Origin of the sequence: Beijerinckia mobilis (assembly GCF_000745425.1) — a bacterium.
Taxonomy (GTDB): Bacteria; Pseudomonadota; Alphaproteobacteria; order Rhizobiales; family Beijerinckiaceae; genus Beijerinckia; species Beijerinckia mobilis.
Map to the genome: position 1 here is coordinate 264628 of NZ_JQJH01000001.1, position 12829 is coordinate 277456.

9 protein-coding genes are annotated in these 12829 nt (G+C 57.2%); 6 read left to right on the top strand and 3 right to left on the bottom strand.

Annotated elements, in window-relative coordinates; all coding sequences use genetic code 11:
- The first annotated feature begins 117 nt into the window (after nt 1–117).
- The gene (locus DL88_RS01180; RefSeq protein WP_034991229.1) at nt 118–933 is read left to right on the top strand and encodes an ABC transporter permease; all 816 of its coding nucleotides are present in this window, start codon (nt 118–120) and stop codon (nt 931–933) included.
- Nucleotides 923–1756 carry an ABC transporter ATP-binding protein gene (locus DL88_RS01185; RefSeq protein WP_084704745.1) on the top strand — a complete coding sequence of 278 codons (834 nt, stop codon included), beginning with the start codon at nt 923–925 and terminating at the stop codon, nt 1754–1756. The genes DL88_RS01180 and DL88_RS01185 overlap by 11 nt, the downstream gene beginning before the upstream one ends.
- A 177-nt stretch (nt 1757–1933) precedes the next feature.
- Here DL88_RS01185 and DL88_RS01190 read toward each other — a convergent pair whose 3' ends face one another.
- Together DL88_RS01190 and DL88_RS01200 are read right to left on the bottom strand one after the other, a co-directional pair.
- Nucleotides 1934–2821: a UTP--glucose-1-phosphate uridylyltransferase gene (locus DL88_RS01190; RefSeq protein ID WP_034990801.1), complete on the bottom strand. Its 888-nt coding sequence runs from the start codon at nt 2819–2821 to the stop codon at nt 1934–1936.
- A 769-nt stretch (nt 2822–3590) separates the two neighbouring features.
- Nucleotides 3591–3974 (bottom strand): PRC-barrel domain-containing protein, encoded by a 384-nt coding sequence (locus DL88_RS01200; RefSeq protein ID WP_034990804.1) that lies wholly within the window; start codon nt 3972–3974, stop codon nt 3591–3593.
- Nucleotides 3975–4175: 201 nt separating this feature from the next.
- On the opposite strand from DL88_RS01200, the gene DL88_RS01205 reads away from it, so the two are divergent.
- The 4 genes from DL88_RS01205 (at nt 4176) to DL88_RS19140 (ending at nt 9238) form a co-directional block, all read left to right on the top strand.
- Nucleotides 4176–5009, top strand: coding sequence for a universal stress protein (locus DL88_RS01205; protein WP_034990805.1), 834 nt, complete (start codon nt 4176–4178; stop codon nt 5007–5009).
- A gap of 354 nt (nt 5010–5363) precedes the next feature.
- A complete protein-coding gene (locus DL88_RS01210; RefSeq protein ID WP_034990809.1) occupies nt 5364–6347 on the top strand; it encodes a beta-ketoacyl-ACP synthase III in 984 nt (327 codons plus the stop codon).
- A gap of 77 nt (nt 6348–6424) precedes the next feature.
- A complete protein-coding gene (locus tag DL88_RS01215) occupies nt 6425–6664 on the top strand; it encodes a hypothetical protein (RefSeq protein ID WP_034990810.1) in 240 nt (79 codons plus the stop codon).
- A gap of 255 nt (nt 6665–6919) precedes the next feature.
- A complete protein-coding gene (locus DL88_RS19140; RefSeq protein ID WP_051955448.1) occupies nt 6920–9238 on the top strand; it encodes a hybrid sensor histidine kinase/response regulator in 2319 nt (772 codons plus the stop codon).
- A gap of 21 nt (nt 9239–9259) precedes the next feature.
- Here the strand turns inward: DL88_RS19140 and treS are convergent, their stop codons facing one another.
- Complete coding sequence (gene treS, locus DL88_RS01225; RefSeq protein ID WP_034991234.1) at nt 9260–12559, bottom strand: maltose alpha-D-glucosyltransferase; 3300 nt, start codon at nt 12557–12559, stop codon at nt 9260–9262.
- Nucleotides 12560–12829: the final 270 nt, after the last annotated feature.

Sequence of the window (12829 nt, forward strand, 5' to 3'; positions counted from 1 at the left end):
CCTCGATTGCCTTTCATGGATTTTCGCTCCAAAAAGCGGTGTCGATGCCGCAATGCCTTCCGGGCCGGAGGCCTGCGGAATGCGCATAATTCCCGCACCCAATTCGATGGAGATCCCTTGGCCGCGCAATTGACTCTGGCGAGCCCCCTTTTCAATGCTTGGCACTTTCGCGAACTGATCCGCGCCGTCGTGCGCCGGGAACTCGCCGCAAGATTCCGGGGCTCGATCCTTGGCTGGCTGTGGGCCGTCTTTGGCCCCCTCGTCATGTTGAGCGCCTATACGATCATCTTCTCCAATGCCGTCGGCGTGCCCAATTCCGCCAAGGGCGGCGGGCTCGGCACCTATGCTTTATCGATCTTTTCGGGCCTGATCGTCTTCAATCTGTTCAGCGAGCTTGCCTATCGCGCGCCCGGCATGCTGCATGAACATGTGACCTTCATCAAGAAATCGATCTTCCCGAGCGAAACGCTTGCCTGGACGGCAACGATCCGCGCGCTGGTCTATGCCGCCATCAGCGCCGCAGTGCTTCTCGTGTTCCAGATCACGCTGACGCATCACCTGCCCTGGACGATTGTCCTCTTGCCCCTGGCGCTCATCCCCTATGTGATGTTTCTTCTCGGAACCTGCTGGTTCCTGATGGCGCTCGGCTCCTTCACCCGCGACGTCGCGCATCTCATGATCTCGATCGTACCGGTCTTGATGTTCGCCACACCGATCTTCTATACGATTGATGACGTGCCGGTGCATCTGCGGCGTGCGATCCATTTCAACATCGTCGGCAATTACGTCGAGATCATGCGCGACCTGCTGCTGCTCGGCCGCATACCGGGCCCCTATCTGATGCTCGGCACGCTTGTCGCCTCACTGGCGACCTTCTATTTCGGTTATCGCATCTTCATGCAGTACAAGGCTGTCTTCGTCGATGTCATCTGATCCAGTGATTTCCTGCGACCATGTCGGCAAGGCTTTCCAGCTCTATTTGCGCCGCAATGACCAAATCAAACAGACCCTGTTCGGTCACTGGAAACAGTTCTACCATGAACATTGGGTCCTGAAAGATATCAGCTTCGAGGTCGCGCGGGGGGAGAGCTTCGGCATTATCGGGCGCAACGGCGCCGGCAAGACGACCCTCTTGCAGATCCTGTGCGGCATCACGAGGCCATCGCACGGCACGGTAGAGGTCAAAGGCCGCATCGCGCCGATCCTCGCACTCGGTACGGGATTCGATTATGAGCTGACCGGCCGCGAGAACGCCATGATCGGCGGCGCGATCCTCGGCCTGCGCCGGTCGCAGGTTCTCGAACGGCTCGATGCGATCGCCGCCTTCGCCGATATTGGCGAGTTCTTCAATCAGCCTCTGAAAATGTATTCGAGCGGCATGGCGGCGCGGCTCGCCTTTGCGGTCTGTGCCCATGCCGATGCGGATATTCTGATTGTCGACGAAGCTCTCTCCGTGGGCGACGCCGAATTCGGCGAGAAATGCGACGCCTTCATCCGCGATTTCGCGAAGCGCGGCACGATCCTTTTCGTCTCCCACGACCTGCCGGCAGTCGAGGCCCTGTGCGACCGTGTGGTCTGGATCGATGATGGGCGTGTGCGCGCCTTAGGCAACCCAAAGGAAGTGGTGGCGGATTATCGCGCGACGCTCGAACATCCAGCCTCCGCCCATTCCTCCCAGCCGACCGCACGCACCGCCTCCCGCGCCGATGCGCCCTCATCCGAGGATATACCGGCCCCACAAGCACTGCGAGCATGATTGCAAGAGCATCGCGCAATAATCAGACAAACGCGCGATGCCTCCCGCTTTGCATAACGCAGGTGTTGTCACGATGACATCTTCCGATAACGTTGAATCGCTGCGCGATTCCATTACCCTGAAAATGCTTCGTTTTTGAATGGAGCGTTTCGGATATATCCGAAACGCTCAACCCGCTTATAATTTGCCGACGATCGTCTTCAGATCGGCGATGAAACCCGGCGCGATTTCGGGATTGGCGAGAGCAAAGGCGACATTGGCGGAGAGGAAGCCCAGTTTCGAGCCGCAATCATAGGTCCTGCCGCTGAAACGAACACCGTGGAAGGCTTGCGTCTTCGCCAGCGTCTTCATGCCGTCGGTCAATTGAATCTCTCCGCCCGCACCCTTTTCCCCATGTTCGAGGATCTCGAAAATCTCGGGGTTCAAGATATACCGGCCTGAGATGATGGAATTGGAAGGCGACGTTCCTTTGGCCGGCTTTTCGATCATGCCGGTGATTTCGAACGTATCCTCATATTCCTTGCCGAGCGCGACAACGCCATATTGATGCGTTTCTTCCGGCGCGACTTCCTCGGTGGCGATAATGTTGCCGCCATGTTTCTGATAGGCGGCGATACATTGCGCAAGACAACGCCCCTTGCCGCCACCATCCATCGTGACCATGTCAGGCAACAGGACGGCGAAGGGCTCATTGCCGACAATATCCCTGGCGCACCAGACCGCGTGACCGAGACCGAGCGGCGCCTGCTGCCGCGTGAAGCTCGTCGCGCCGGGCTTGGGCAGATCGGCGATCAGCGCGTCATATTCCTTGATCTTATTTCTTTTGAGCAAAGTATCCTGCAGCTCGTAGGCGACATCGAAATGATCTTCGATGACCTCTTTGTTGCGGCCGGTAACGAAGATAAAATGTTCGATACCGGCTTCCCGCGCTTCATCGACAACATGCTGCAGGACAGGCCGGTCAACTACTGTCAGCATTTCCTTGGGAACGGATTTGGTAGCAGGAAGAAAGCGTGTACCAAGACCTGCGACGGGAAAGACGGCTTTACGAATAGGCGTGGTCATTTTCTATCCTGGTTGATGCAGATCGGAAGCAGAAATCCTCGCTTGGACAGTTTCGTTCCGAAAAGCCGGCCTCAAGCAACAATACCGTCGAACGTCTTCCACGATATCGATCCCAATTCGGCGGACTTCCGTCTCAAGGCGACTTCCGGCCTTCATCGAACAGTTCCATTGAATGGACTTTCAGAAAAACCATCGGATCTGGACAGGCAGCCGCCAGGACCAAGCAATGCGGATGCTTATTCTTCCAGGAAAACGGCAATTTCTTGAACAGAATGACAGAATATCGCGAGGACGTGTCCAGACGAATCGAAGATGACTTCATCTAATACAGAAATTTGGCAAAATAGTAAATTGATACAACAGAACACTCTCATACCACGCCTCATTAATCATAACCTGTTATGATTAATGAGGTTCGGCGCTAAACCTCGAAACCCCAGTCGTGGACCCCATCTCGATGAATCATATCCGTCGAGATTTTATACCAGACCGAATCACGGCCTCATTTCTCATGTGAGGCAAAAGAAAAACATGGGCGAAACTTTGACCCCGCGTCGGATTTCGACAGATGCTCTTATTCCTTCGGGATGGCATCACCACGCGTCTTCTGTCTGGTCATCCGCCGAACCAACACAAAAGGGATCGAAAGTAAAAGACTTTCGATCCCTTCTCGACGTCAAAAATTTACTTATCAAGCGGCGGCGATTTCGGATGCCGTCATACCGCATACACGGCATCACACAGCATACATCATGGCCAGCTCCGTCTCTCAGAACGGCGTGATGACACCGTAATAATCGTCGATTCCACGCCCTTCCATACGCGACCAGTCGTAGTCTCCCTCACGCGCGATTCTCGGGGCATTTTCCAGTTTGGTCACGTCGAGATCATTGATCTCATAGGCGTCGAGCTCCGGATTATAGGTCAGCTTCTGCCATGGTATCGGATAGAAATCCTCGCCTATGCCAAGGAAGCCACCAAAGCTCATCACCGCATAGGCGACCTGTCCAGTCCGCTTGTTGATCATCAGCCGGGCGATTTCGCCGATCCGGTCACCATTCGCATTGCGGACATCGGTGCCTTCCACCCTGTCACTGGCGATCAGCGCATGAGTTTCCTCAAGACGCGGGTCGGTCGCGTGCAAATTCTCCATGAGTCTCCTCCTTAGGGATCTCGTCTTACGAAACTCGTCTTGGGGATCCCGTCCCCTACCGTTGCGGCAGGTCTTGAATCTCTCTCGTGAACGAAGAATCCTGTCGGCGGTTCCAGAACCGGGCTGCGACACGATCTGCCGCCGTCCCGGCCCGTCCGCCGAAAGACGATCCGCCGGGGACAGCAAGAGGAGGATGCATCGATGAAAGGGATTCTCTTGCCTGTGGAGGATCACGCAATAATGGACGCAGTGATGGAGACAGCGCTTCTTCTCGCCCGCAAGTTCGACAGTTTCATCGAGGGCGTGGCACTCGGACCCAATATCGCAGAGATGGTCGCCGCGGACTTTTCGCTAAGCGGTGTCATTCTCGACAGTCACACACGACGGGATTTTCTCGAGGCGAGCAAGCGACGCTTCACCAATTTCATGGAGAGCCACTCGATTCATCCACAAAGGGGAGAAATGCCTGGTCTTTCCTATGATTGGAAGGGCGAGACGCTCATGTCGGATAATGGTGTTGGCGAATATGCGCGGGTCTTCGATCTCGTCGTCGTCGGACGCCCCGGTCCCGAGGCGCAGCAGCCACGCCGCTCGACCTTCGAAGCCGTCCTTTTCGAGAGCGGCAGGCCAGTTCTGCTTGCCGTCGAAAAACCGCCGGCAACGCTTGGGGAAACCATCGTCATCGCCTGGAACGGCCAGACGGATACTGCGCGCACCCTCGCCTTCGCGCTGCCGCTGCTCCTTCGTGCTCGCGACGTCATCGTCATCACTATTCCGGGCTTGCGGCAACCCGGACCTCCGGAGGCCGACATTATTCGCAGCCTGCGCCGGCACGGTGTCAAAGCCCGCGCCCATTGTCTTTCAGAAGCGCAAGCCGCGCCCGGTCACGCGGTGCTTACAGCCGCGGCCGAGCTCGGCGCCGATCTTCTCATCAAAGGCGGCTACACGCAGAGCCGGCTCCGCCAGCTGATTTTCGGCGGGGCGACGAGCGAAATTCTCGCCGAAACCACACTGCCGGTTTTCATGGCTCATTAGAGATAAAGCCTTTCGCTGGTCCGCAAGGGATTGGCTCCAAGAGCGAGAGCAGCTCAGGTATTTTGGACCCATCCTGGCCCGCGCCCCAATTCTCCTCAAAGCGGCGATTTGCTCACCGTCTGTCGCGCCCCGGCCTCGCCGCAACATGGCCCTCACGGTCTCGGAACATGGACCGAGCGTAATATTTCGAAAGCGAATATGCGTTGATAGTTGGGCTTTTTTCATGCAGGAAGGATCATCTCCTCGCTCGGCGCTCGTTATTTGCCCGACAGGTCCGCCATCTGTGCCAACCGACGCGGCGATGCGCCGCTCCCATAAGCTCCGGACGCCGCGCCCGGACGAAAAGGCTCACTCTTGACGACGTCCTCGATCCTGGGAACCGGAGCCTATGCTCCCAAAAAGCTCCTGACCAATCAGGACCTCGAGAAGATGATCGCAACGACCGATCAATGGATCACCGAGCGGACGGGGATCAAGACACGCCATATTGCCGCCGAAGGGGAAACCACGTCCGACATGGCGGTCTGCGCCGCGCGCGCCGCCCTTGCCATGGCGGAAACCAGAGCCGAAGATCTCGACATGATCATTGTCGGGACGATTTCCGCAGATATGCCCCTGCCCTCCTGCGCGGTTATCATCCAGGCCAAGCTCGGCGCGCGCAACGCCTTTGCCTTCGATCTCTCGGCCGCCTGTGCTGGTTCCCTTTACGGCATGAGCATTGCCGATCAATTCATCCGCACCGGTAAGGCGCGCAGGGTTCTGGTCATTGGTGCCGAACTGCTCAGCCGACTCATCGACTGGAACGATCGCAACACCTGCATTCTGTTCGGTGATGGCGCCGGCGCGATCGTCATGGGTCCCTGCGAAGAACCAGGGCGCGGCCTTTTGTCCACCCATCTCCACACCGACGGAACCACCGCCGACTTCTTGAAAATTCCAGGCGGCGGCAGCCTCCATCCGCAATCGGAGGAAGTCCTTGCCAACAAATGGCACAAGGTTGCGATGAATGGGCGCGAGATCTACAAATTTGCCATCCGCGTGCTGCCTTTGGCGCTCAACGAAGCCTTGGAAGCAAATGGCCTGAAACCCGAGAACGTCAGCCATGTCATCGCCCATCAGGCCAATGCACGTATCGTCGAATCGGTCCTTGAACGCGTCGGCATTCCGCAAGACAAATGCTGGATGAATCTCGATCGCTACGGCAATACCTCGAGCGCATCGCTGCCCATTTCCCTTGATGAAGCCAATCGCGCAGGCCGTTTGCAGAAGGGCGATATCATCGCAATGATGGCGATTGGCGCCGGCATGGCCTGGGGCAGCGCCCTGATGCGCTGGTAGCCCCCTTCTGATCCACAGAGGAACAGGCAACCAAATCCGCGCTGCCGCGTTTTCCTTGTGTCGAAATGGAGGTTTCCATGATGCAAGGCCAGCAATATTCCCTTGAGAGCACAATTGAAGCGAGCAAGGTTGAAGCGGGCACGGTTGAAGCAGGCAAGCAGGCAGAGGAACTTCAAAAACAGACCTATGCCTTTCCAGCAGCGGGGCCGCATGCGCGCCACGAGCTGATCAATTTCGACGCGACGCCCGGAACAGGCATTCTCTCGGGCGACCGTAGCCCGGATCAAGGGGATGAAGTCGACGGCGCCGCCGGCTGATTGCTCCAAGCGCGATAGCGTCGGCGATCGCGCGCCCCTTCGACGGTGACAATGGTGTAAAGACAATCCGGGGGAACCAGCTTCCCCCCTTTTGTTTGTGTTCATCGACCCCGTTTCGAGGCAAAATAGGCCGAGAATGGGCGTGTCACTTGATCGCTCGTCGTTGGAACCAAAACGATCCCGTCGGAGACGCCTCCGATCCGGCAGAAGCAACGGCCAGGATCCATTTGCGTTTGAAATCATCTAGCGGTGGATATGTCCTCCCCCTTTCCTTCGCCTCTCGCGTCCCTTCTTCCGCGGCACCTCACGCGCAAACCCATTCCTCTCGTTTTGCTGCTCGGCGCTCTCGCCGGCCTTGTCTTGACGACCGCCGCCAGCGTCTCCCTCATCGAATTGCGCAAACGCGATTTCAATGAGGCGCGCGACCATCTGTCCATGCTCAACCAACTTGTCCTCGAAAATGTCGAGAGGGCAGTCGGCGCGATCGACCTCATCCTCCAAAATTCGCAGGAAACGATGCGGTCGAGGAACAAGCTCGACGCCGGACATTTCGACACATTGGGTCAGGATGAAACGACGCAACATCTTCTGGCGACGGCTGTGAAAAACTCTTTGCCGCTGGAATCGCTCGATCTGATCGACGCCGACGGTCACCGGCTCGTGAGTTCCAACGATGCGGGCCTCCCCAACGATCCCGCCAATACCGACCTCACGGAGCAAATGCTTCATGCCATGCGTGAGAATCAGGATGGCCGCGATCTATTCATCTCAGAGCCGTTGCGGAATCCTCTGACGGATACGCGGACCATGCTCCTTGGCAGGCGTCTTTACAGCGATTCCGGCGTGCTTCTCGGGGCTCTCATCGGTCAGATGGACCCTGCCTACTTCCGAAATCTGTTTCGGATCATTCGGAAAAATCCGGATATTGCCATAAGCCTCTGGCGACGCGACGGCACCCTGCTGACGCCCCAGCGCCAGACTTTTCCTTTCCCGAAGGTCTGGATCACCAAACTGTTCCAGGATTTCGATAGTGCCGGATCGGATAGCCATGCCGCGATGGTCGAACAATTCGAACATGGCCCTTCGCGTCTCGTCGTTCTCAACGCCTCATCGACATATCCTCTCGCCGTCATGGTGAGTTTTGCAAGCAGCCAGATCTATCTCACCTGGTGGCGTACGGTCATCATGGCCGTAATCGGCTGTCTCCTCTGTTTTCTGTTGATCAGTTTCGCCATCTGGCTGTTGACACGGCAAATGCTGACATATGACGCGCTCGATGTCGCCATTGCCGAGAAAAGCCAAGCCATTGCCGCCCGCAATGAGGCGGAGGCGCAGCTACGGCAGGCGCAGAAGCTCGAGGCGATCGGCCAATTGACCGGAGGCATTGCTCACGATTTCAATAATCTTTTGACGGCAGTCCTCGGCAATCTCGAACTTCTGAACCGGCATGTCGAAGGCGGTGACGCCAAAATGCAGCGATGGACACGCAATGCGCTTGAAGCCGCCAAACGCGGTGCCTCGCTCACCGCCCGTCTGCTCGCCTTCTCAAGGCGTCAGCCGCTCGAACCCAAAGCCGCCGACCTTCATGCCATGCTCTTGTCGATGAACGATCTCTTGAGCCGGACACTCGGCGAAAACATCCAGATCGAGATGCAGATCGCACCGGATCTCTGGCAACCCTTTGTCGACATCAATCAACTCGACAATGCGATTTTGAACATCTGCCTGAATGCGCGCGACGCCATGGAGGGACGCGGATGCCTCACTATCGCTACACGCAATGTCACCAGCGGCGAATCCGGCGCCAGCCTGCCGGGAGAAACAGCTGACGAAGCCACCGGATATCTGGAAGAAATCAGCAGCAATATCATCAAGGGAGATTATGTGCTGATCGAGATCAGCGACAAAGGAGCGGGCATCGACAAGGCCATTCTCGATCGTGTTTTCGAACCGTTTTTCACGACCAAACCCATCGGCCAGGGGACCGGGCTCGGTCTCAGCCAAGTCTACGGCTTTCTTAAACAAAGCGGTGGCCATATCGAGATCGAAAGTGAAAAAGGCATCGGTACCAATGTCCGGTTGTTCCTGCCGCGCGCGCGCCTCGACAGCGAAATCGCGCAGGGCGAGGAAAACGGGCAAGGCGCCGATCCACGAGGCCATCGCGAAACGCTGCTTCTCGTCGAGGATGATGACGAAGTGAGAACCTATTCCATCGAGATTCTGAAAAACCTCGGATACACGGTTCTTGTCGCCACCCGCGCCGAGGAAGCCCTCGGCTATCTGCGTCAATCCCGGGCAATCGATCTTCTGTTCACCGATATCGGGCTGCCAGGCATGAACGGGCGCGAACTCGCCGAGGAAGCATGCAGGCTACGCCCCGGTTTACCGGTGCTCTTTACCAGCGGCTATGCGCGAGCAGGCATTTTCGATGAAGAACCTCTCGGACCCGGCGCGCAATTGCTGCGCAAGCCCTTCACTCAGAAGGAACTGGCCTCCCGCCTGCGCTCGCTCCTTGCGAGGCGGCAGAAAGACACCAGAGGCAGTAGGGTCGAGACGGGAAAAACCCTAATGTAGCCGCGGACTAAGCCAGCTTGGTCACCCCTCTATTTCCAATGGCGCCTCGAGCAAGGTGACGATGCCTTCGATAGGCAGATCCACCCAATCCGGACGGCTGATGACTTCCTCCTCCAAGGAAGCGAAGGCTTTCGACAGAAGAAACAGACGCAACAATCTCGACCGTGTCGCATCATCCTTGATCCAGACGATACTGCCTTTCGCCGCTTCCATATAGGCCTCGATGAAGACACGCGAAAAGCGTATGCGCTCCTGTTTGAGCCGGCTCGCCGCCGTCGAGCGCGGAAGCTGCCTGACAAGATCGCGCCGCGCGGTTTCGACAGCATAGGCGAATGACCGCACCATATCCGCAATATCCCGCAGTGGAGAGGCTTTGGCACGCCGCCACGCCGCACTACGGGTGCCGTCGGCTTCGAAACCGACGATGATGATATCGTCCTTGACGACCAGCAATTGATCGAGATGATAATGGCCATGGATGCGGATCTTGATCGCGCCGATCGGGATGGCAGAGAGATCATCGATCAGCCCCAGACATTCCTCGCGGCGCGCCAGCAGATCACCGCAGGCGGTCCTGATATCTTCCGCAAGATTGTCCTGCCGTACAAGCTTTTCGAGATGGCTGAAACCACGCATGGCGCATTCACGGGCAACCGACACTTCCGCCTCGACATCATCAAGACTCATAGTTTCAGTGGTGAAAGCCCCATCGTCCATCGTCACCGCAAGCGCCTTATGCAGTTCGGCAGTGCGTTGACCAAGCCTTTGCATATAGGGCAGGTAAGTCGCGAAACTGTCGATCGACGCCAGTTCCGATTGCGTGGCGGCCGGCGTCAGCGATTGCGCTTCGAAAACACGTTTCAATGCATGCACCGTCCAGTTCCAGGCATTGCCCTGTCCGCGAATGAAGGCCTCCACGAGAAGCAAGGTAGTGCGTGTGCCATCAGCCGCGACATGATCGAGCGTACCGAGCAGTGCGGGCACATTTTTGAACCCCGCGACATCGGTCAGAAAGAGACTGCTCTCGACTTGCGGGTTCACACCCGGCTCGGGGTGGCGGCAGAGTTTCACGATCATCCTGTTGGCGAGGACCTGCGCCTGGTCGCCGCCGGCAATTTCAACCAGGCGGACAGGAAAATCCTGAAGCGCCAAATCGCCGGTGAGTCGAAGAGCCAAAGCCTCCGTTGCCTGAAAAATGAGCCTGCCGCCTTCCTCGGTCGGCAGCACGTCGCCCCGGCGCATGGCATCGACAAGAGCAATGGGAAAAGCCGGGCTGGCATCGGCCTCGAATAAAAGTCCGGTCATGTTCACGCGGCGCAGCCTTGCCGCCGCATGGACGAGAATATCGTCAGATTCAATCCCGGCCTCGGCGGCCAGTGGAGTGAACCACGCCTGTTTACCGCCGCCTTCAAAGGTTACATCGAGAAGAGGCAACAGAAAACGGCCATTGCGTCGATCGCGCAAAATGCCGAAATCGCGCAAAACCACCGCCGTGACGGCATTGCCATTCGCGCGTCCGGCGGTGGAAAACCACGGCCGCGATGCGAGAAAGCGTGGCGCGACCGTGCGTTCGAAGGCGATGCGTTCGCGGTGCCGCAAAATGGTTTCGAGCTTGCCTGTCGCGACCAGCGTGAACAGTTCCGGCTCCGGTCCCACTTTCTCCTGCTTTGTCATCGCCTCGATTTTTTCGAGACGGAACCAGAAAAAGCCATAGGCCGCGAGCGTGAGCAGATAGGGGGCGCCGCTGATGGGTGGAAATATGCTGCCACCCATGAGTTCGATCGGCGCCGCCCCCCTGAATTCGGAAAGGTCGAGTTCCACCGCCTGCGCCGAACCGGAAATATTGACGACACACAAAATCGTCTCGCTATCCTGAACGCGCAGATAAGCAAGCACGCGGCGATTGGTAGGATAGAGAAAACGCAAGGAACCACGGGCAAAAGCCTTATGTGCACGGCGAACCGCGATCAGCCGGCGTGTCCAGTTGAGCAGACTCGTGGTGCTCGCAAGCTGGGCTTCGACATTGATGGCGCTGTAGCCATAGGTCGGATCCTGAATCACCGGCAGAAACAGACGGGCAGGATCGGAGCGGCTGAAACCGCCGTTGCGATCCACCGACCATTGCATCGGCGTGCGCACGCCGTCGCGGTCACCGAGATAGATATTGTCTCCCATGCCGATCTCGTCGCCGTAATAGAGAACCGGCGTGCCGGGCATGGAATGCAGCAGGGAATTCAAAAGCTCGATCTTGCGGCGATCATTGGTAAGAAGCGGCGCAAGACGACGCCGGATGCCGAGATTGATACGCGCACGCGCATCGGCAGCATAGAAAGACCACAGATAATCGCGCTCCTTGTCCGTGACCATAGCGAGCGTCATCTCGTCATGATTGCGCAGAAAGATCGCCCATTGCGCTCCCTCGGGAATATCCGGCGTCTGCCTCATGATGTCGGTGATCGGATGCCGGTCTTCCTGTGCGAGCGCCATATAGATGCGCGGCATCAGCGGAAAATGAAACGCCATATGGCACTCATCGCCATCGCCGAAATATTGCGCCGTATCTTCCGGCCAGAGATTGGCTTCGGCGAGCAGCATACGGTCCTGATAACGGGAATCGAGCGCGGCACGGATCTTTTTGATGATCGCATGCGTCTCCGGCAGATTGTCGCAATTGGTCCCTTCACGTTCGACGAGATAGGGAATAGCATCGAGGCGCAAGCCGTCGACCCCCATTTCGAGCCAGAAATACATGATCTCGAGCACCGCTTCGAGCACGCGCGGATTGTCGTAATTCAGATCCGGCTGATGCGAATAGAACCTGTGCCAATAAAAGGCCTTGGCTTCCTCATCCCAGGTCCAGTTGGATTTTTCTATGTCGAGGAAAATAATTCCCGCGTCCCTGTAGCGCCGATCGTTATCGGACCAGACGTAGAAATTGCGGGCGGCAGAGCCGGGCTTCGCCACCCGCGCCTTCTGAAACCACGGATGCTGATCAGATGTGTGATTGACGACGAGTTCGGTGATTACCCGGATGTCGCGCAGATGCGCTTCATGAATGAAATGTTTGAAGTCGCGCAGCGTCCCATAGGCAGAATTGATGTTGCGGTAATCGGCGATGTCATAGCCATCATCGCGCAGCGGCGAGGGATAGAAAGGCATCAGCCAGATGGCTGTCGCACCGAGATTTTTGATATAGTCAAGTTTCTGCGTCAGCCCCTTGAAATCGCCAATTCCATCATTGCCACTATCGAAAAAAGATTTCACATGGAGCTGATAGATAATGGCATCGCGGTACCAATGGATATCATTCCGATCGATCATATCGGGAGACTCCCGAAGACAGAAGAAGACGTCGAAGTGATCAAGCAGGCCCATTCCCTCTGGGCATCCGGCTTGACCGGAACCGGTCAAAGCCACCAAGACCTTATTTAAGGGAGCCTTTTGGCGCCGCGACCGCTAGGCGCCCAGATAGGGATTTGGCCAACAGAACACCATGCAATCGTTAGCATTTCGGGACGATGGATCCATCATCCCGAAAAGAGGAAGTTTTCTTAAGGCTCGATTCAGGTATTCATCGAGAGACACGCCGGC